A 20,944-nucleotide genomic window follows, 5' to 3' on the forward strand; every position below is an offset into this window, starting at 1 on the left:
GATCGCTACTAGCGTGCGCATTAAGATTGCTTCGTGCCTCACAATGACGATTTGAACTATTATACTTTATTATACAGCACCGGATTTAAACTCGGGTCGTTATACATTTTCATTTGTTTATACACTTTCATGTATTTTTTGCCAGCTTCGATGTCTGAGAGTAACTCATCAATACTGGTCGAAAGGTCTGCTCTTTGAGCTAACAGTACATTGAGTTTAGTTTGGCATTGCGCACGGTGTTCGGCAGATGCGCTTTCGCGTCCAGCTTCTTCCTGCATATGGTAAATTTTCAGGGCCAAGATAGAAAGCCTGTCTATTGCCCATGCCGGACTCTCCGTATTGATTTTTGCATCTGGCAAAGGCGTAATCCCTTGATATAGGTTTAAGAAATAGCCATCAATAAACTCTACCATATCGGTACGTACCTGGTTTTGGGCGTCAATGCGTCTCTTCCAGCTCAAACCATCAACAGGATCAATCTGTGGATTGCGCACTACATCTTCCATGTGCCACTGAGCGGTATCAATCCAGTTTTTGATATAAAAAAGATGCTCTAAAGTTTCGGCATCGTAAGGGTTTTCAACCGGATGGTCAATATCATCAAATTTGTGATAGTCTGTAATAACCTGATTAAATATGCGGTTGGCAATTTCACTGATCATGGGGACAAAGTTATGTTTTTTTACCACAGATTTTCGCAGATAAACACAGATTTAAACTTATCTGTGTTCATCCTTTTCATCTGCGGTTAATTTGGCTTTTTACGATTAAAGTATGCAGTAATCTCCTCTAAGGTGAAAGCATTCAAACATTTGTCGGCGCTTAAACCACCTTTGCGGGCTACTAAAATACCATAATGCATATCGTTGAAGCCTTCAGTACGATGTGCATCAGGATTTACGGACAGTAATACACCTTTTTCAAGCGCATAGCGGTGCCAGCGCCAATCTAAATCTAAACGTAAGGGATTGGCATTGATTTCGATTACCACGCTATTGGCCGCACAGGCTTCGATAATTTTTTTATAATCAATAGGGTAGCCGGCCCTGCTCAATAACAAACGTCCGGTGGGATGTCCTAAGATATTGGTATAGGGGTTTTCAATTGCTTTTAATAAACGGGCGGTTGCTTTGGCTTCATCCATACGCAGGTTACTGTGCACAGAAGCTACCACAAAATCGAATGTTTTAAGGATGTCATCTGAATAATCGAGCGATCCATCGCTTAGAATATCACTTTCAATCCCTTTGAAAATTTTAAATGGAGCAAGTTTTTTATTTAATTCATCAATTTCCTGGTGTTGCGCAAAAACACGCTGTTCGTTTAATCCTTTGGCATAAACCGCGGTTTTAGAGTGGTCACATATACCGAGATATTGCAGGTTTAAATTATCCTTACAATACAGGGCCATTTGCTCTAGTGTATGCACACCGTCGCTCCAAGTAGAGTGATTATGCAAACTACCCTTTAAATCCTTATATTGGATTAATGCTGGAAGTTTATTTGCTTTAGCCAGTTCAATTTCATCAAAATCTTCACGTAGCTCGGGCTCGATAAAAGCTAATCCAGCCTTACTGTAAATTTCTTCTTCATTTGTGAAAGGGCCGTTGCCTGCTAAAGCCAGTACTTTTTCAACGTGTTCTTTATTTCCGGTTAAGGCAAACCATTTTAAATAAAAGGCTGATCTTTCCGTCACATAGATTTTGATCCTGAGTCCGGCCTCAGTGGTACAAATGTAAGACTGCTCCGCTTCAATAAGCGAAAGTTGTTCAAACGAAGGTAAATTTTGCTTAATGGCGTCAATATGTTCTGTACCAATTACCATTTCGAGTTCATCAATAATCTCACATGCACGGCGGTACTGACCAGCAAAGCCTAAAAGTGCAGTTTGGTCAATTTTTTCGGCCCAGCCTGCAAGTTGCGTAAACAAGGTTTTAGCAAATCCTTCTACCTGTGCATATAAAAATCTGCCGTTGGCAGCCAGTTTAAATTCAATGGCATTTTTAATTTCTTCCTGCGTTTTTAAACCAAAACCCTTGGCTTCAATCAATCGGTTTTCATTGCAGGCGTAATATAGTTCACCGATATTTTCAATCCCCAGCGTACGCCAGATGATGAATATTTTTTTTGGTCCGATGCCTTTTATACCCAGCATTTCTACCACACCTTCGGGTGTTCTTTCGAGTATTTTGTTAAGCTCTTGTAGCTCTCCGGTTTGAAGAAGTTCTATGATTTTAGAAGCCAATCCTTTACCTATACCATCTATTTTATCCAGTTCATCCAGGGGTTTGTCTTTTAAGGCAAAAGGCAGTTTATCTACCTTAAAATAGGCATTTGCAACCGATTTAATTTTGAAGGGGTTTTCTTCGTGCAGTTCCATAAGCTGCGATAAGAGGCGTAAGGTGCGGGCGATGGTCTTATTTTCCATAAAGGGTAAAATTAGGAAATAATGCCTCAAATTTTGATCATGCTGATCAGTTTCTAAACACAATTTTATTAAAGCGTTGTTTTACACTCATGAAAATTACAAAAACAGTCCTTTTAGGATTAAGCATAAGTTTCCTTGCTTGTCAATCTGAAAGGAAAACCGATGAAAATAAACCAGATTCGTTAACAGGCACTACTTCTGTTTCCGGACAAGCGGTTGATGAACGGTTCCTGGTTGTCGCAGGTCATTCAATAGGAGAGATAAGTCTTGGCGAAGATATGCAGCAGGTAAGCGCAAAACTTGGAAGACCTGATTTTAGCGATGCAGCCATGGGCAAAGCCTGGGGAATTTGGTACAGCAGCGATTCAACAGCCAATGGAAAGAATGAGGTGGCCATTTATTCTTCTTACCGAGACACCAGTATGCAGGTGAAAGATGTAAAGCAGATCAGGATCACTTCAAATGAATTTAAAACAAGGGATGGTTTAGCTACCGGAGTTAGTTTGGAGGCCACTAAGCTGAAAATCCCGGGTATCAACAAACTTTACGTTTATCTGAATGAAAAAAAAGATACAGTAGTTGTTTATGATGCGAAAAAAGAGGGGATTGGTTTTGAGTTTTTAAATGGGAAGAGCATTGCCTTAACGGTACATCCGGCAAATATTGCGCTTAACCAAACTTATCTGACCTTGCACCCGGAATGGAAACTGATTAATTAGGGATAAAGTAAAATGTAAAATGGAATAGGGGGTAGTTCCGTCTTCCATTTTACATCCTCCATCTTACATCATCTCCATCTTACATTATTTTATGATTGCTTCAAATGGCATCCTGGCCTGAATTCCGGAGCTTGCCATCACTTTTTTCATCTGTTGGTAAAGCATATAATTATCGCCCAGTTCCTGTTTGGTATAATAGGTTTTAATCTTGTCTGTACCTTCGTCCAATAACGATTTCCATGGGTCTATTACATCCGGATATTCTACTACCTTATAATCCTTTAGTTTTGCTTTTTTGGCCGCGGACTTAATGGCATCTTTAAAACCTCCGATTCTATCAGCCAGTCCAATTTGAACGGCATCTGTACCAATCCAAACGTGTCCACCGCCAATACTGTCGATATAGGCTTTACTTTTCTTTCTGCCATCGGCCACACGACTTACAAAACCACTATAAACCCTGTTCAGTTCATTTTGAATAATAAATCTTTCACCCTCAGTCATCGGGCGGTTAGTGGCCATGATATCTGCATATTTACCCGTCTTCACGCCATCAAATGTAATTCCCAGTTTGTTGGTCATTAAATTTTGGAAATTTGGAATAATGCCAAACACCCCTATCGAACCCGTAATGGTATTCGGCTGTACAAAAATGCTGTCGGCAGCACAACCAATATAATAACCACCTGAGGCGGCCACATCGCCGAAAGATGCAATAACCGGTTTTTCTTTTCTGGTTAACACAACCTCTCTCCATATTACGTCAGAAGCTAAAGCACTGCCTCCGGGTGAGTTGATGCGGAGTACAACTGCTTTGATATCATCATCTAAACGTGCCTTCCTGATTGCCCTGGAAATGCGCTCCGAGCCGATCTGGTTGTCAGAACCTTCGCCGCCATTAATTTCACCATTGGCGTAAATTACCGCAACTTTGTCTTTACCTTCTCCGGTATCTCTATTATTCTTCGCATAATCGTTAATCGAAACCGAACGGATATTCTCTCCTCTGGTTCTGCCGGATAATCCTTTTAATTCCTCTAAAATCTGATCTTTATATTTTAAAGCATCTATCATTTTAAAGTTTACTGCATCTTGCGGCTGTCGTATTTTGTAATTATCAGCGATGTTATACAGGCTATCTTTCTGGATATTTCTGCTTTCGGCAATATCACTTAAGAATGTGTTATATAATCCACCAACATAAGCCGTTACCTGCTTACGGTTGTAATCGCTCATTTTATCTAAAATAAAAGGCTCAACGGCACTTTTGTAGTTTCCTACACGAATCACCTGCATTTCTACACCAACTTTTTCTAATGTGCCTTTAAAAAAAGTAAGTTCTGAGCTGAAACCTTTAAATTCTAAAGCGCCCTCAGGGTTTAAATATACTTTATCAGCAACTGAAGCCAAATAATAGGCTCCCTGAGTATATACTTCGCTATAAGCGATGATTTTTTTATGCGATTTTTTAAAATCAATCAGTGCATTTCTAACCTCGCGTAAAGTAGCAAAACCTGCATTCGGACTGCTTACATTCAGGTAGATACATTTAATATTATCGTCTGTTTTGGCTTTTTGCAACGCCTTTAGGAAGTCGTTCAGGCCTATCGCATCTTTTTCATCACCACCAACAATTGGCAGGTTACCAAATGTTTTTTTTGGCGTACGTTCTGTAATGGCTTGATCTAGATTGAGGAATAGTACTGAATTGTTAGAAACCGTAATGGTTTTGTCAGTATCAATAGAAGATACTAATCCCACTACAACGATGAAGCAGATTACAAAAACGATTATGATTGATAAGAAAAAGCCCAACATGGAGGCAAATAAATACTTAAAGAATTCTCTCATTTAAATTTTAATTTTGTGCTGTAAAGATATAAAAATACATGATGCTTAATCAAGCTTTAGAGTACCATACGGCTTATTTGTTACTAGGTGGGAATTTAGGCGATAGAGTGGCAAATCTGAAAAAAGCCATTGTACTGTTGAATGATAAAGTGGGCGGGGTTTTATCCGTTTCATCCCTTTATGAAACGGCTGCCTGGGGCAAAACCGATCAGCCTGCATTTTTAAACCAGGCTGTTGCTTTGCAAACCCGTTTAAGTGCTTTGGAGGTTTTGGATCTTGCATTAAATATTGAGCAGGAACTGGGGAGGGTGAGGAAAGATAAATGGGGGGAGCGTTTAATTGATATTGATCTTATCCTTTTTGGAGATCAGGTGATCAATATTCCCGATAAACTTCAGGTGCCTCATCCGCATATGCAGCATAGAAAATTTGTGATGGAACCTTTGGCTGAGATTGCCCCTGATGTTTTGCATCCTGTGCTTGGAGAAACAATGTTATCCATCTGTAGCAGTATTGATGATCCGCTTGAGGTTAAAAAACTGTAACGCATTAACTTTTAATTTTGCAGAGAAGGAATACCGTTTTTAAAGGATTAATCTAATGCGCATTGATCAGCGATTTTAATCTTCTTAATCTGCGGGAAAACTTAGTTATATTTTGTGATTAGCCGTTGCTCCTTTAAAATGAAGAAAAGATAAAGCAAAATAAAGTACCAATACAAAAGGTATCGCCGCAAATTGCAGAAATGCAATTAATATGGCCGAGAGCATGAGGAAAATAAATTTGATTTTATTTTTCGCCCAGCTCAAATTGCTAAATTTTAAAGAGAATATTTTTATTTCGCTTACCAGTAAAAAGCTGGTGATCAATGTAATAGCAATCTGCAAAATGCTGGAGAAAATAATCTGTGGATAATCATGCGCAATAAAAGGCAGCGAACAGATGAATAGGGTATTCATTGGCGTATTTAAGCCAATAAAATCTTCCGTTTGCCGGCTATCGTTGTTGAATTTTGCCAATCTGATTGCAGAGAAAACCGTGATGATAAAACCCAGGTAGGGAAGGTATTCAGAAGAATAGTCACTTGCTTTTAGTAAATGAAACATAATCACCCCAGGTAAAAAACCAAAACTCACCATATCCGCCAATGAATCCAGATCTTTTCCTATGGCCGATTTAACATTTAATAAACGGGCAACCATACCATCAAAAAAATCGAATATTCCGGATAAAATAACGAAATAAGCTGTGGTTTCTAAATGACCTTTAAATGCAAAAACGATCCCGATGCAGCCAGAAAAAAGATTTGCACAGGTAATCGCATTAGGAAGATGCCTTTTCATAGGTATAAGGTGTGGGGTTTAGGGTGTAAGGTTCAGGTACCCAGATCGGAAACCTTAAGCCTTACACCTTTTACCTTTAAGCTTTTCTTAGCTGTTCATCGAAATTAAGAACTCTTCGTTACTTTTTGTTCCTTTTATTTGAGATTGAACAAATTCCATTGCTTCCTGGCTGTTCATATCAGCAAGGTGGTTACGTAAAATCCACACGCGCTGTAACGTATCTCTGTCGTGCAATAAATCATCGCGACGGGTACTTGATGCTGTAATATCGATAGCCGGGAAAATACGTTTGTTAGATAATTTACGATCTAACTGAAGTTCCATGTTACCGGTTCCTTTAAATTCTTCGAAAATTACCTCATCCATTTTAGAACCTGTATCGGTTAATGCGGTAGCTAAAATGGTTAATGAACCTCCGTTTTCGATGTTACGTGCCGCACCAAAGAAACGTTTTGGTTTGTGCAGGGCATTAGCATCAACACCACCTGATAATATTTTACCAGACGCAGGTGCTGTAGTGTTATATGCTCTGGCTAAACGGGTAATCGAATCTAATAGAATAACTACATCATGTCCGCTTTCTACCAAACGTTTCGATTTCTCTAAAACAATGTTGGCAATTTTAACATGTCGTTCAGCTGGCTCATCAAAGGTTGAGGCAATTACCTCCGCTCTTACACTGCGAGCCATATCAGTCACCTCTTCCGGACGCTCATCTATTAATAAGATAATTAAATAAACTTCCGGATGGTTTTTGGCAATGGCGTTGGCCACCTCTTTCAATAAATTGGTTTTACCTGTTTTAGGCTGTGCCACAATTAAACCACGCTGTCCTTTACCAATTGGCGTAAATAAATCCATAATACGGGTAGAATAGTTGTTCGTATCCGTAAACAGGTTTAATCTTTCTGTTGGGAAAAGTGGTGTTAAATAATCAAAAGGAACGCGGTCACGTACTTCAGCAGGGATCCTGCCATTAATGGTTTCTACACGAACCAACGGGAAGTATTTTTCTCCTTCTTTAGGCGGACGGATGCTACCTTTTACGGTATCACCGGTTTTTAATCCAAAGAGCTTGATTTGAGACTGTGATACATAAATATCATCAGGAGAAGTTAAATAGTTGTAATCTGCCGAGCGTAAGAAACCATATCCATCAGGCATAATTTCCAGAACACCTTCGTTTGTGATGACGTTATCGAAATCCAGGTTAGAGTAACTGTTTTCGTTTTTGTGGTGATTGCCACCGCCTGGTTGCTTTTGCTGGCGGTTTTCATCACGTTGTGGCTTTTCCTGTTTTTCTTTAGGCTCTTGTTTTTGCTTTGGTGCTACCGGAAGCACTTCTGCACTTTCCTCTATCAAAGCCGAAATCGGTTTTACACTTTCTTCACTATCATTGGTTCTGTCGGGCTGCTTCTCATGCTGAGGCTCGTCAAACAAAGTAACCGCATCTCTTCTTTTTTCAACTGGTGCTGCAGATTCAGTTTTTGTTAACCTTGTTCTTTTTTTAACCGGCTTTTCATCTTTAGTGAGAGGCTTCTCATCTGTAGTGGCGGCTTTTTCAGCGATTACCGAAGAAGCTGCTGTTGCTGCTGCGGCAACTTTCGGTGCTTTTGCGGCTTTGGTTTTAGGTGCACGTGTGGCTGTAACAGGTTCAGTTTCACTATAAGGATCTGCCCCTGATTTAGCAGCATTTATAATTTCTTGCTGGTGTAAAAGTACTTCAACAAGGTCGATTTTTCTTAGGGAGTCGGCACCTTCAATGCCATAGCTTTTTGCCAGCTCACGTAATTCTGTTGTGAGCTTATCATTTAATTCTGTTTTACTAAACATTCTAAATATATATGTTTCAAGAAATTTTTCATTTGTTTATAACGGATGTTTTCTGTTATAAATTTGCACAGGCTTAAAAAATATTTGTGTTAGCGCAAGCCCGGCTTTTCATTGTGCATAAGTTCTTAAGGCTATAAAACATTAATTGAGGTCACTAGAGATAGTGCTCAAATTGTTTCATAATTGTTTACAAGCTGAATAAAAAGCAATATTTGCTTTTAAAAAATGGTAACAAAAAACAAGTCTTGATAAATTTTTCTGGGATATTCAGATAAACGATTGAGAAATTATGGTGCAATTGTATGTATTTGAAACGTAATCTGCAAGCAAATGTTTAAAATGTTTAAAAAAATAATTAATGTGAACATTATTTTGTCGCTCAGAAAACTTAAAAATCTTCATATTTGCAGCAAATAAGCACATATATGACCAAGCAACAACTCTTCGAGCAGATACAAAAAAAACGTTCTTTTTTATGTGTAGGATTAGATTCTTCGCTAGATAAGATACCACAACACCTATTGAAGTACGAAAATCCGATTCTGGAATTTAATAAACAGATTATTGATGCCACGAAAGATTTATGTGTTGCTTACAAACCCAATACTGCTTTTTATGAGTGTTACGGCAAAAAAGGTTGGGAAACCTTAACCGAAACCTGGAAATATATTCCGCAGGATATTTTTTCTATTGCAGATGCTAAACGCGGCGACATTGGCAATACTTCTGCCATGTATGCCGAAACATTTTTTAATGCGGCATCGTCTGAGATGAGTTTCGATTCGGTTACCGTTGCACCCTACATGGGGAGCGATTCGGTAACGCCGTTTTTAACCTTTAAAGATAAATGGGTAATTCTATTGGCTTTAACCTCGAATGCAGGGCATGCCGATTTTCAATTGCAGGAAATTGGAGCAGACAGGCTCTTCGAAAAAGTAATTAAAACTTCGCAAACCTGGGCAACAGACGAACAGATGATGTATGTGGTTGGGGCTACACGCGGTGTGGCATTTGGCGATGTACGGAAACTGGCGCCAGATCACTTTCTTTTGGTACCTGGAGTTGGTGCACAGGGTGGAGATTTAAGTGAAGTATGTAAATATGGATTAAACTCGCAATGTGGGTTATTGATCAATTCGTCAAGAGGCATTATTTATGCCAGCCAGGGTGAAGACTTCGCCGAAAGGGCAAGAGAAGAGGCCTTAAAACTGCAACAGGAAATGGAGCAGATTTTAGTTAAGGCAGGGCTGGTGTAATGAAACTGAATCGCTTGTTACTTGAGAAATATTTATCGTATACAATTCAGTATGAAGAGCCTGTTTAAAATTAAGTGAAATTTATTCATATGTCAGTCTGAGCGTAGTCGAAGATAATTTTTATAGTTAAGAGAAGCACTTCGACAGGCTACCACTGACCTTATTTTGCAATGATTTATTAATGAGCGACTGGAAGGATCTATGCATTTCCGCATAGCTAGGCCGTAGCACCATATCTCCGTTTTGCTTAAATCCGGCCTAAAAAATTTTTCGGGCTCCACTGACTAAGCCATCCCACTGGCTTCGAAAGAAAAATTTTCAGCCGGTGTTTTATTAATAGTTTTTCATGGTTTTCATTTGTATTAATGAGCTCGGCAATGCCTCGGTTTTGTTTCTTTTTGACATCAAAAAGAAAGAGCCCTTCGGCGGCGGCGAGCCGAGGCAAGACCGCGGTAGGATAAGAGAAGACAATTTTACGTCACTCTTATTGATTTTAAACAATTTAATTATCCCTCAGTGTAACAAACCAGAAGAAATAATGTAATAGACTTTAAACAGGCTCTAATAATATATAATTGATTATTTTGCCTATAGCTCATTCTTTTTCTTTACGAAAAAATCCTTATATTAATTGTTTAGACCTGGTTTATGACTAACCCTTTCGATAATATGGACTTTAAGTCGTTACTAGAGCATATAAAAAAACTTTCAGCTGCCGAAAAAAAGGAACTGATACAGGTTTTAAGTCAAGACCAACTTCCGGTGGTTAATGAAGAGCAGATAGCTTATATTAAGACATCGGTTAAGGATACCTCTTTTGATGAAAAGTGGAAAGAAAGTATATCGTCTTCTGAATTTAAAGCAGCAGCCATTCAGCATATTAATGCCTTGCCTTGGAAATAGTGGTACGCTTCCATCCCTCGGTTTTACTTTATCTTAACGAATTGGTTGATGTGCTTTTTTATGAAAACTATTTCAGTATCCGCGAAAGTGCTATAGATTATGTGACCAGATTGATCGATACGGTTGAAAGGAAGATCGGCAAAGCGCAATATCACATTGCTCCAAAGGTTATTGCACACCGGGGCAGTTGGTTCATCCATTTCAATATCAGTCAGAAAACAACATGATATTTTCTATTCGAAAAAAATAGGAATCGTTATTTGGTTACCTAAGTTTTTAATAATTATTCCAAAGAAGCTCAAAATTTAAACTTATAAGTTAGTTATAGCCAGATAAATTCATTATCTTCAAGGATGAATTTTCCAGAAGATTTTCTTCATTATGTATGGCAGTTCAGGTCGTTTGATTATAACGGACTGCAGACCTGCGATGGTGAAAAACTGGAAATCATCAATACCGGATTGCTTAACCCAAATGCAGGGCCGGATTTTAATCACGCCAAAATTAAGATAGGTGAAACCACCTGGGCCGGAAATGTAGAAATTCATTTAAAATCTTCGGATTGGCTAAAGCACAACCACCAGCTTAATCCCGCATATGAAAATGTAATTTTACATGTTGTTTACCAGCATGATGCCGAAATAACCCGGATGGATGGGACCATTTTGCCTGTTCTGGAGCTTAAAGACCGCATTTCTGCTGATCTGATCAGAAGGTACGAAAACCTTTTCCTCACCTTAACAGATTTTCCCTGCATTGCCCAGATTGGGGAAGTAGAAGAGTTGATTATAGATTCCTTTTTATCAAGAACATTGGTTGAACGTTTTGAGCAGAAAACAAGTGCGGTTACAGAGACCTTAAACGAACTAAATGGGAATTGGGATGAGACATTCTACCGTTTTCTGGCGCGTAATTTCGGATTCAAAATAAATGCCTTGCCTTTTGAACTTTTTGCCAAAGCAGTTCCGCAGCACATTTATGGCCGGCATAAAAACAATCCGCACCAAATAGAAGCATTGGTTTTTGGCGCGGCAGGGTTTTTAAACGATCATTTTGAAGAAGCGTATCCACAAAAGTTGAAAGCGGAGTTTCAGTTTCTCCAAAAGAAATACAATATTAACCCCATTGATGTTTCGATGTGGAAGTTTATGCGCATGCGCCCACAGAATTTTCCAACCATACGTTTGGCACAATTTGCTGCATTAATTACCAAAGCCAATCATCTTTTTTCTAAGGTTATGGAAATAAAGCAGGTGGCTGAGTTGCATACCTTATTTGAAAATCTGCCTGTAAATGAGTACTGGAAAACGCACTACCATTTTAAAAAGGTAGCATCTTCAGTAAATATTCAGATAGGAAAGGCATCAGTAGATAATATTCTTTTAAATACTGTGGCCTTGTTTCTATTTGCTTATGGAAAACATACCGCAACACCATATTTTATCAATAGGGCGATAAAACTGTTGGAAAGTTTGCCTGCTGAACAAAATGCCATTACTGATAAATTTACCGGGGCTGGAGTGAAGATCGCAAACGCATTTACCTCTCAGGGAATTTTGCAGCTAAAAAAGCGGTATTGCGATGAGAAAAAATGCTTATCCTGCGGCATTGGAATTAAAATTTTGAAACAGGCCTAAGCTGTTTCCCGTTTTCGCAAAACTTTATACTTTAAATTTTGTTTCTGTATTATGGAATTTCCACACGAACTAAAAGAATTATATCCTGATCAGATTATCGAGGTAAGGGGGAATGCTGATGCCTTAACAATTATTTTAAATAAAGATGTTGATATTCATCAGTTTAAAGCAGAGTTGATTAAAAGGTTTTCAGGACTGGAAGAGCAACAAACGCTTTTTATCAAACACCAAGATAAACAGGATTTTGAAAAACTGATTTTGGAATAATTGCTTTAATTTTGCGATTGTGCTTAATCAATTAATTTTGCTAAATTAGACTCTGTAAGCAAATAATAGCTCGTGTTTTGGAGCGTTCTTACTTAGTGCCGAATGATAAGATTTTAAAATAAGCTTAAAATGTTCCAGAGAATTGTGACTTATTTTGAACAGCAGAGTTTTGGTGTTTCTACGTATTTGGCTAATAAGCTAAATATGAGTACTGCAAAAGTCCGCCTGTTTTTTATCTACTCGTCATTTTTGGCGGTAGGTTTTCCCATATTATTCTATTTTTTAGCCGCTGTGGTGCTTGATATCAGAACATACATGAAAAGAATGCGATTGCGGATCTGGGAATAGTCAGTTTTTATTTGGCAGTATTCAGTTGGCAGTGTTCAATTTGAAGTTGACAGTCGTCATTATCCAGTTGTCAGGACTAGAGACTTACGACTTTAGACTCAGGACTCTCTAATCATCGTCTCTTAAAATTTCTGCAATTTCATTAAAGCCTTTTTCCGCAGCTAGATCAGCAGGTTTTTTTCCGCCCTCCATCCGTAAAGAAACTTCAGCACCATGTTCTAATAATAAAATTATTAATTCAATGTTTCCCAGTTGAGCAGCTGTGTGTAAAGGAGCTACGCCCGCTTTCTGACAAACATTTGGGTATGCGCCGGCATCCAGAAGCATTTTAGTGATATTGAAATGGTTGGTTGCAACTGCCGAGTGGATGGGAAATACGTTAAAGCCATTTTTTGATGCCAGATTAACATCAGCCCCTTTTAAAACTAGAAAACGGGCCAATTCTTCATGTCCGAAGTAGCAGGCTAAACCAAGCGGGGTAAAGCCATCTTTAGAAAATTCATTGATACTGGCAGGGTTTTGAAAAATCAAGAGCGTAGCCACATCAAATTTTCCGATAGCGCAAGCCTCAAATAGGGTTAATTGATCTACAAATTCGGCAATCAGATCAGCTATTTCTCTTTTTTTATAATAACAGGCCAATAAAAGTGGTGAAATGTGATGAGAAGTATCCACATTTGCCAGTTTTGGGTTTTCAAGTAGAATTTCTTTTACTGCGTGAAAATTTCCAGCTTCAATTTGTTCCTCAAGTTGCGCTATACTCATCATAATGTTTTAAAAATCGCTTTAAATTAACAAAAATTGGGAACTTTAAAGTTTAATGGCTAAATATATATCGTGCAACGCAATATGCCAAAAGCTTCTGCAAATAAAAGGGACTTAAAATCGTTAGAGAGCGCCTGGTAGCGATGAGAGACCGGAACTAAACCCTCACTGCCCCTGGCACGGTATTAAAGAAAATGCTGAATTTCTAGATTTCAGCAATCTGTATAAAGCTGTATATAATATGAAATTTAACAGTTAGTGATCAGATCAGTATGATAGCTGTGTTTTTATTGAGTTGTTTTCGCGATTGCATAAGAACTTCATGGAAATAAAAAAGACGAAGTTTAATTCGTCTCGTTAGTTATGTGAAATCACGGAAATCTTGTAATCTATTACTATCCCAAAATCTCTTTCAGTTTTTCGGTTTGGTGGTCAGCCAGTTTTTGAAGTGGGCCTGATGCCAGCATTTTCATCATCATATTTAAATCAGCTGAAATGATGTGTTTTGCTGTAGTAGTTCCGTTTCCGTTATCTGCTAACGTCCATTTTAATTCTACATCAAAAGGCGCTTTTTCGCTCGGAATTGCTGTTATTTCCTGATTCTCTATTCTGTTCGAAATTTTAATGGCCAATTTTGCCATATTTTGAATGGTGAACCGTGCATCATCTTCGGTTGATTCCCAGTTATAGATGTTTTCTGGCATCAACTGCTGGTGGTTGTTCATATTGGATAGAAAAGTATAAACCTCAGCAACCGGTTTATTAACTTCTACTGTGCTATCGATAACAGTCATTGTATAATTGTATAAAATTGTTTTTATTCCGAATTAAGAGCCTGAACTTAGAGCCTGTCCTTTTCCCCATTCTGAAGGATTCAGGCGCCATTTCCCCAATAACTCCATGTCGCTTTTGGCAATGATGCTGTGTTCGGCAGCATAATCGATCAATGCGGCATAGTTTGATAAAGTTAAGTAACGGCATTTCGCAGCCGCAAAATTTTCGTCTGCTTTTTCGAAACCATAGGTGAAAATTGCCGCTAGGCCAGCTACTGATAATCCAGCTGCTCTAAGCGCTTCAACAGCCTGTAAACTGCTTTTTCCGGTTGAAATTAAATCTTCGATAACCACCACACGTTGACCTTCAACCACTTCACCTTCTATTAAACTTCCTGTACCATGTTCTTTGGCTTTCGCTCTCACATATATAAATGGTAAACCCAGCTCCTGAGCAACTAAAACGCCTTGAGGGATTCCGGCAGTTGCAACACCTGCAATAACATCTACTGAGCCAAATTCTTCTTGTATGGCTTGCGCAAGTTTTTGCCTGATGTAAGTTCTAACCTGAGGATGGGAAAGGGTAATTCTGTTGTCGCAATAAATTGGCGATTTCCAACCAGATGCCCATGTGAAAGGATTATTTGGTTGTAATTTGATTGCCTTTATCTGTAATAAAAATTCCGCTACTTTTAATTCAATATCACTTTTATTATACATGGCTCAAAATTACAGATTTATTTGTGTTTGTCATAACGTTTATTAAACCCCATTATTTTGCGTTTGGGATAAGAAAATTTCAGAATCCGGATTTGATTCAGACATTTCAACAATACAAATATTGGAAATTTTGATGGATGCTAAAAGCGCTTTATTGTCACCTGCTGGAAATCAGTTGGATAAAGAATCGTAAAGCTTAGAAATATATTTTATATGCCAAAGCCCGGTTACCCAGCCAATGTTTTTTCCGCTTGTTTTAATGATCTGAAACTGCATGATGGTTGAGTGTTAAAAACAGAGAAAATCTGGGAGTTCTGATATTATCATTCAAAGATGCGCTGGTGTAACAAAATCTGTCGGGGTAAAGGATGGTAAAAAATATGCCGACGCAACAGGTAAACTTTAAGTAGATTTATATTTTAAGTGATTGTTTGAATTTTGTAATGATTAATTTGATTTGCGTAATTATCCATAACAAATAGCTGTTTACATTTGTTACCTCTAATTAATTTAAATTTTTATGATAGCAACAAAAGGATATGCGGCACAAAATGCCGAAACGGATCTTGCACCCTGGAATTTTGAACGTCGGGACGTAGGACCTCATGATGTTCAGTTCGAAATACTTTTCTGCGGGGTTTGCCATTCAGATCTGCACCAGATCAGAAATGATTGGTTTGAGGGAATATTTCCTATGGTTCCTGGTCACGAGATAGTAGGTCGCGTAGTGAAGGTTGGAGATCACGTGAAGAAATTTAAAGTAGGAGATCTGGCTGGGACAGGCTGTATGGTCGATTCATGTCAGGTTTGCGAAAACTGTAAGCAGGATTTGGAACAATATTGTTTGGAGGGCAATACGCAAACTTATAATAATTTAGCGAGAGATGGTAAAACACCAACTTATGGTGGATATTCGGATACGATTGTAGTGAGAGAGGAATTTGTACTTCATGTGTCTGATAAATTAAATCTGGCCGCTGTAGCACCTTTGTTATGTGCAGGTATTACCACTTATTCTCCGCTAAAACACTGGAAAGTAGGTAAAGGGCATAAACTGGCTGTATTAGGCTTAGGTGGTTTGGGCCATATGGCGGTGAAATTTGGCGTAGCTTTTGGGGCTGAGGTTACCGTATTAAGTACTTCACCCAAAAAAGAAGAGGATGCCAAAAAACTTGGCGCCCATCACTTCGTTGTAACCACCGATGCTGAACAGGTTAAAGCAGCAAGAGGTACTTTCGACTTTATATTGGATACGGTTTCAGCAGAACATGATTTTAACATGTACCTTTCGTTATTAAGCACAAATGGCGTACATATTTGTGTGGGTGTTCCACCTAAACCAGCAGAAATTGCAGCTTTCAGCTTAATCGGAGGTAGAAAAAGCCTGGCTGGATCTGGTATTGGCGGTATTGCCGAAACTCAGGAAATGTTAGATTTCTGTGCAGAGCATAATATCGTTTCGGAGATTGAAATCATCGATATGAAAGATATTCACCATGCCTACGAGCGTATGGAAAAAGGTGATGTACGCTACCGTTTCGTGATTGATATGGCTACACTATAGGCTGAACCCATCAGATCAAACTTGATGATTGGGGTTCAGAGATAGCGATATTTCTGAATCCCTTTCTTTTAAAGAATAACTAATAATTTAAAGCATCTCCGTTTTTCTTTACAAATTCGGCTAGCGAGATATGATGTGCTGATTCTATTTTAGCTAGCTTTCTTTTGTTTTCAATTAGCAGGTTATCCAATGTTTTCAGCGAATCTTTAAGATAGGTTATCGATAAAACATATGAAATCCTGTTCCTGATTTTATCGGCAAGAAACAGTTCGATCAATATCAGGCAGATTATAAAAATATAGTGATTGAAAATAATATTATTGGAACTCTTCGAGAAAGTAGGAGAACCAGCCAAACCGAAAAATAAATCTATAATTAGCGGAATACCGATGATAGCAAGGAGTGAAAGTGACCTTACTTTTAAAGTAATTCCTTTTTCAGCAATCTCAATTTGTTCTTTAAAGGCTGAAAACTTGCCTTTAAGCGGGGTTTCCCTGTTTCTCTCTTGTTCTTCTAGTTTTTGAAGCGCCTTACCATGCTCAATATCGATTTTCCTCACTTCCTCTACAATATGGGTTTCGGCATTATTCAGCTTTTCCTGGTCTGCTATAATAGATTCCTGTTCGGCAATAATTTTGTCCATGACCAGAAGATCCTCCGGAATGCCATGTCTGAGTTTTTGTTCGGCCGCAACAATCCGGTTATCAAGTTGTTTAAATTGTTTTTTCAGTTCAGCGATTTCTTTGTTGAAATGCTCTTTTTTCGAGGTGTAACTACTTTCGAGGCTGTTAAGCGCCGAAATATATTCAAAATCTGTAAGCAGCTGTTCATTGGTCGCAAAACGCTGGTACAACCCATTTAATCTGTTAAAGAGTTCGTCAGTTGATTTTTCCGGATTAGAAAGATCATTTCGGTATATTTCCAGATCTGTTTCTGATAATAAAGGTATGGACATGGCAGATTAAAAAGTTAAAATTATAAAAAAAACGTTATCGCTGGGAAATTATTAACCGTTGTTCCTACCTGAATGTTCTTCCTGATGACAATTATCATTAGTTTTTACAAATAAAATACCTGGTAAATAAGCGTTTAAGATTATTTTTAATTAATCGCTGTTTTTTTTTCTGCACTTTAATAAATTGTTATATATTTGTAGCAAGCAAGGGGTGAGAGCCTTGCATCAATCTTTGATTGAGAGCGTTAATTTAGATAAGGTTACAACATTAATTGTTGTAACCTTTTTTTTATATCCTATAAATAACTCAGCAATTTTTTTACTTTAGGGCAAGCAAATATATTGCTGTATTAAAAAATCCTTTGATGGGTTAAAGAAGAAACACTGATTTTGCTATAGGGCCCAATTACGCCTCCATTTTAATATGCTTTAAACTACATGCCAAAAAACTATAGAATTTACATCAACGATAATACTTTGTTTATCTCGGACTTTTTGCCTGAGCAAAAGGAAAAAATTCAACAGCTGGAATTTCAGGATTTCAATCTTGAAACGTTCTATAAAAAATTGAAAAACGGATCTAAAAAGAGCTATATATTCTTGACAAAAAATCCTCAGGAAACTTTTAAAAAATTAAAGAAAGATTGCGCCGTTATAAAAGCTGCCGGCGGTTTGGTAGAAAGTGCAAATGGCAATTATCTTTTTATTTTCAGGAACAAAAAATGGGATCTGCCAAAAGGAAAGCTGGAAGACGGTGAAAAAATGAAGGAAGCTGCTGTGCGCGAGGTAGAAGAGGAGTGTGGAATCAGGGTTTTTAAACGGGAAGAAAAGCTTTGTAAAACTTACCACGTTTATCCGATGGGCAATAAAATGGTAATCAAGAAAACCAACTGGTACAAAATGAAGGTTAAGGGCGAACCTAAATTGGTTCCCCAAAAAGAAGAAGGCATCGATGAGGCTGTCTGGTTAAATAAAAAACAGATTTCACCTGTTATTCAAAATACTTTTCCGTCTATTATGGATGTGTTAAGGGCAGGTAAAATATTATAAATTTTTATTAATTGTGGTGTCAGTTAGAAATAGCCGACATCACAATCAAGATTAAAATAAAAATTCATATTGCTATTGCAGGTGGCAACTTCTGATATCGGGAAATACCGGTTTACTCGTAATCTAATTCATCAACTACTTTTTTAACCTGTTTAAGGTATTTTCCATAACAATACCAAGCCCATAGTTCTGTTATCAGTCCAATAATTAAGACCGTAATAAAACAGTTCAATAAAATATATACAATCGATAGCCTGGTTAAAATCTTTGCGAAAACGGTTGCTTTTTCGATCAACAAGTAAGCTGACATAAATCCTACTATTATGAAAACTATAATATAGGTTAAGGCTTTATATAGCTCAATATTCAATTTCATTTCATAATAAAACCAAAGGATATTTTTGCGGGTATCCATGCTCATATCATACGAATTTTTATAAAACCTGTAGAATTTAAAAAAGTAATAGGCTGTAAAACCACAAATGATGGCGTATGTCATAAAATATACCTGATTTAGCGCAACTGAAAACTCAGCTATAAATGGGATACATACCATAAATGCTAAAAAGGCAAGTTGATAAAAAAATTCATGTTTCATCTTCGCCCTGATTTTATCAATAGGAGTGTGCGACTTTTTTATCTTAAGCATATCCGAAGAAATGTTGCTTCCTTCCGTAGTTTCAGCATTCCATTCTTTTTTTAAATCGTCAAAATTCATAACCATTTTTCTTTATGATGAATTGTAATTTTTCTTTTGTCCTGTTAAGTTTTACACGTGCATTACCCTCGCTTATTCCCAGATTTTCGGCAATTTCGCGATGTGATTGATTTTCGAGAAAAAGGAAGATCAATGCTTTTTCAATTTCATTTAATTCTTGAACGGCAGCGTACAAATAAGTTAGTTTTTCTTCTTTCCCTTCATTTTCGTTTACATCTATTACATCAGTATGTATATCAAATGGGGTTTTGTCTACTTTTCTTCTGTCTTTTTTTAAATAGATTAATGCTGTATTGACGCAAACGCGGTACATCCAGGTGGTAAATTTGCTATTCCCTTTAAAAGAAGGATAAGCTTTCCATAATTGTAATACCATATCCTGAAACAGGTCACGCTGTTCTTCGGCGTCGTTCATATACATTTTAGAAATCTTATGTATAATCGCTGCGTGCTGATTGATCAGGGTGAGAAATATGTTTTCTGTTTCTTTCATTTAATATATACCCAATTGGTAACAGGTTTTTAGAAACGTTACAGTTTTATTTAAAAATAATTTTTAACCACAGATAAAGAGAAGGCAGATAAGATTTTATAATGAAATATCCTTCTTGATCACGTAGCGCTCGTTTGAAGCGAAGTGTTCAATTCTCGCAGTCGAGCGCTACTAAATAGATTGTCGACTGCGTTGCATTCCGCTCGAAAAGATTCGTTGAGGTAGCTATGGGTTAAGATATAGCTGATCAGTCAGTAATACTTTACGCACACTGATACAAAACCCCGTCCTATGCGGTTAGTTATTCCCTCTGGAAAAGGAGAACCGTGTAACTTTGATGGACCTGGATTTAAATCTGTGTTTATCCGTGTACATCTGTGGTTAACAAAAACTATAAAAATGCCAATGCTTCTTTGGGTACAAATGGACTAACATCGCCATGATTTCTTAAAATATCGCGGACAATTGTCGAACTGATGGCAGAGTATTCCGGTTTACTTAACAGTAAGATGGTTTCTACTTCAGGCATCATGGTTTGATTGATCTGCGCAATAGCCCGTTCATATTCGAAATCAGCAGCTGAGCGGATTCCGCGCACCATATGGGTGGCATTTATTTTCCGGCAGAAATCTACAGTTAGACCTTCATAAGTTTGGATTTCGATGTTCTGATAACCTTTAAAAACGGTCTGTAAGATCTGAAGACGCTGTTCAGCACTTAAAAAATTCTGTTTAGAACTGTTAAGTCCAATGCCTACTATAATTTTATCAAAAAGTGGAGTGGCCCGTTGTAAAATATTGACGTGGGCAATCGTGATCGGATCAAATGAGCCTGGAAATAGCGCTATCTTCATGATTCAAATATAGGTATAATAGTTAAAAGCGGAATAGTTTAGCGCTGAGGGTTTAGTGGTTAGCGTGGTGTATATAACAGGAGTGAAACACATTATGGAAACAGGTGATGCAGTAATAAATACATTCTCTAATATGGTGCGAGAAAAAAAAGGGCAAGGCCATAGGTATGGATATGGCAGAAAGAACTATGGGAGAATAAGGGAAATTGAAGAAAGAAGGTTGAGTATATAAAAGGGGTTTGGAAATGAAAGGGGGGAAGATAATTGGGGTGGTTCAGTCCCGCTCTCTGCTAAACTCGGCTGAAAAAGCCTTCGTACCGCTGACGATCGGGTTTATAAACAAAGGTGAGTCCCTGTGGGGGCCTTCATCCAGAACCGTAATTCTCACTGGGAAGCGCGGATTAAATGAATAAGTCAATTACCAATAATCAACTAACAATTATCAGCAAACCAATCTTTAACCTTGAG

Annotated in this window: 22 protein-coding genes; 10 read left to right on the forward strand and 12 right to left on the reverse strand. The window is 37.9% G+C overall.

From position 1 onward, the window contains the following. Positions 1-59: 59 nt before the first annotated feature. A complete protein-coding gene (locus tag ACFE6N_RS09435) occupies positions 60-662 on the reverse strand; it encodes a DUF4254 domain-containing protein (RefSeq protein WP_378935847.1) in 603 nt (200 codons plus the stop codon). Between the two features lie 86 nt (positions 663-748). After that, positions 749-2,428 (reverse strand): helix-hairpin-helix domain-containing protein, encoded by a 1,680-nt coding sequence (locus ACFE6N_RS09440; protein ID WP_378935849.1) that lies wholly within the window; start codon positions 2,426-2,428, stop codon positions 749-751. Positions 2,429-2,517: 89 nt separating this feature from the next. Between ACFE6N_RS09440 and ACFE6N_RS09445 the strand changes: the two genes are divergently transcribed. Then, the gene (locus ACFE6N_RS09445; RefSeq protein WP_378935851.1) at positions 2,518-3,147 is read left to right on the forward strand and encodes a hypothetical protein; all 630 of its coding nucleotides are present in this window, start codon (positions 2,518-2,520) and stop codon (positions 3,145-3,147) included. An 84-nt stretch (positions 3,148-3,231) separates the two neighbouring features. Here the strand turns inward: ACFE6N_RS09445 and sppA are convergent, their stop codons facing one another. After that, on the reverse strand, positions 3,232-4,998 hold the full coding sequence (gene sppA / locus ACFE6N_RS09450) for a signal peptide peptidase SppA (RefSeq protein WP_378935853.1): 1,767 nt from the start codon (positions 4,996-4,998) through the stop codon (positions 3,232-3,234). 38 nt (positions 4,999-5,036) lie between these two features. On the opposite strand from sppA, the gene folK reads away from it, so the two are divergent. Further along, on the forward strand, positions 5,037-5,543 hold the full coding sequence (folK, locus tag ACFE6N_RS09455) for a 2-amino-4-hydroxy-6-hydroxymethyldihydropteridine diphosphokinase (protein ID WP_378935855.1): 507 nt from the start codon (positions 5,037-5,039) through the stop codon (positions 5,541-5,543). 105 nt (positions 5,544-5,648) lie between these two features. Here the strand turns inward: folK and pssA are convergent, their stop codons facing one another. Together pssA and rho are read right to left on the reverse strand one after the other, a co-directional pair. Further along, positions 5,649-6,341: a CDP-diacylglycerol--serine O-phosphatidyltransferase gene (gene pssA, locus ACFE6N_RS09460; protein WP_378935857.1), complete on the reverse strand. Its 693-nt coding sequence runs from the start codon at positions 6,339-6,341 to the stop codon at positions 5,649-5,651. 87 nt (positions 6,342-6,428) lie between these two features. Beyond that, positions 6,429-8,174 (reverse strand): transcription termination factor Rho, encoded by a 1,746-nt coding sequence (gene rho, locus ACFE6N_RS09465; RefSeq protein WP_378935859.1) that lies wholly within the window; start codon positions 8,172-8,174, stop codon positions 6,429-6,431. Between the two features lie 425 nt (positions 8,175-8,599). Here rho and pyrF point away from each other — a divergent pair, with 425 nt between their 5' ends. The 6 genes from pyrF to ACFE6N_RS09495 all read left to right on the forward strand — a co-directional run bounded on the left by pyrF (position 8,600) and on the right by ACFE6N_RS09495 (position 12,585). After that, positions 8,600-9,430, forward strand: coding sequence for an orotidine-5'-phosphate decarboxylase (gene pyrF / locus ACFE6N_RS09470; protein WP_378935861.1), 831 nt, complete (start codon positions 8,600-8,602; stop codon positions 9,428-9,430). A 648-nt stretch (positions 9,431-10,078) separates the two neighbouring features. Beyond that, positions 10,079-10,333, forward strand: coding sequence for a hypothetical protein (locus tag ACFE6N_RS09475; protein ID WP_378935863.1), 255 nt, complete (start codon positions 10,079-10,081; stop codon positions 10,331-10,333). After that, a complete protein-coding gene (locus ACFE6N_RS09480) occupies positions 10,324-10,560 on the forward strand; it encodes a hypothetical protein (RefSeq protein ID WP_378935865.1) in 237 nt (78 codons plus the stop codon). The genes ACFE6N_RS09475 and ACFE6N_RS09480 overlap by 10 nt, the downstream gene beginning before the upstream one ends. Positions 10,561-10,686: 126 nt before the next feature. Continuing rightward, positions 10,687-11,970, forward strand: a complete 1,284-nt coding sequence (locus ACFE6N_RS09485; RefSeq protein WP_378935867.1) for a DUF2851 family protein — start codon at positions 10,687-10,689, stop codon at positions 11,968-11,970. Between the two features lie 51 nt (positions 11,971-12,021). Further along, the gene (locus tag ACFE6N_RS09490) at positions 12,022-12,237 is read left to right on the forward strand and encodes a hypothetical protein (RefSeq protein WP_090982221.1); all 216 of its coding nucleotides are present in this window, start codon (positions 12,022-12,024) and stop codon (positions 12,235-12,237) included. Between the two features lie 129 nt (positions 12,238-12,366). After that, entirely contained in the window at positions 12,367-12,585 is a 219-nt protein-coding gene (locus tag ACFE6N_RS09495; protein ID WP_090982223.1) for a PspC domain-containing protein, read from the forward strand. A 108-nt stretch (positions 12,586-12,693) separates the two neighbouring features. Here the strand turns inward: ACFE6N_RS09495 and ACFE6N_RS09500 are convergent, their stop codons facing one another. The 3 genes from ACFE6N_RS09500 to pyrE form a co-directional block, all read right to left on the reverse strand. Continuing rightward, positions 12,694-13,350, reverse strand: coding sequence for an ankyrin repeat domain-containing protein (locus tag ACFE6N_RS09500; protein ID WP_378935870.1), 657 nt, complete (start codon positions 13,348-13,350; stop codon positions 12,694-12,696). A 395-nt stretch (positions 13,351-13,745) separates the two neighbouring features. Continuing rightward, a complete protein-coding gene (locus ACFE6N_RS09505) occupies positions 13,746-14,144 on the reverse strand; it encodes an SRPBCC family protein (RefSeq protein WP_090982227.1) in 399 nt (132 codons plus the stop codon). A gap of 33 nt (positions 14,145-14,177) precedes the next feature. Further along, positions 14,178-14,843, reverse strand: coding sequence for an orotate phosphoribosyltransferase (gene pyrE, locus ACFE6N_RS09510; protein WP_378935872.1), 666 nt, complete (start codon positions 14,841-14,843; stop codon positions 14,178-14,180). Between the two features lie 520 nt (positions 14,844-15,363). On the opposite strand from pyrE, the gene ACFE6N_RS09515 reads away from it, so the two are divergent. Further along, positions 15,364-16,407 (forward strand): NAD(P)-dependent alcohol dehydrogenase, encoded by a 1,044-nt coding sequence (locus tag ACFE6N_RS09515; RefSeq protein ID WP_145855673.1) that lies wholly within the window; start codon positions 15,364-15,366, stop codon positions 16,405-16,407. A 79-nt stretch (positions 16,408-16,486) separates the two neighbouring features. Here the strand turns inward: ACFE6N_RS09515 and ACFE6N_RS09520 are convergent, their stop codons facing one another. Next, entirely contained in the window at positions 16,487-17,362 is an 876-nt protein-coding gene (locus ACFE6N_RS09520; RefSeq protein WP_378935874.1) for a hypothetical protein, read from the reverse strand. A gap of 438 nt (positions 17,363-17,800) precedes the next feature. Here ACFE6N_RS09520 and ACFE6N_RS09525 point away from each other — a divergent pair, with 438 nt between their 5' ends. Then, a complete protein-coding gene (locus tag ACFE6N_RS09525; RefSeq protein WP_378935876.1) occupies positions 17,801-18,412 on the forward strand; it encodes an NUDIX hydrolase in 612 nt (203 codons plus the stop codon). A 112-nt stretch (positions 18,413-18,524) separates the two neighbouring features. Here ACFE6N_RS09525 and ACFE6N_RS09530 read toward each other — a convergent pair whose 3' ends face one another. The 3 genes from ACFE6N_RS09530 to coaD form a co-directional block, all read right to left on the reverse strand. Then, complete coding sequence (locus ACFE6N_RS09530; RefSeq protein ID WP_378935878.1) at positions 18,525-19,130, reverse strand: hypothetical protein; 606 nt, start codon at positions 19,128-19,130, stop codon at positions 18,525-18,527. Then, positions 19,120-19,623, reverse strand: a complete 504-nt coding sequence (locus tag ACFE6N_RS09535; RefSeq protein WP_378935880.1) for an RNA polymerase sigma factor — start codon at positions 19,621-19,623, stop codon at positions 19,120-19,122. The genes ACFE6N_RS09530 and ACFE6N_RS09535 overlap by 11 nt, the downstream gene beginning before the upstream one ends. 391 nt (positions 19,624-20,014) lie before the next feature. Beyond that, a complete protein-coding gene (gene coaD, locus ACFE6N_RS09540) occupies positions 20,015-20,476 on the reverse strand; it encodes a pantetheine-phosphate adenylyltransferase (protein WP_378935882.1) in 462 nt (153 codons plus the stop codon). Between the last annotated feature and the right edge of the window lie 468 nt (positions 20,477-20,944).

It is taken from the genome of Pedobacter sp. BG31, from assembly GCF_042464845.1.
Taxonomy (GTDB): domain Bacteria; phylum Bacteroidota; class Bacteroidia; order Sphingobacteriales; family Sphingobacteriaceae; genus Pedobacter; species Pedobacter suwonensis.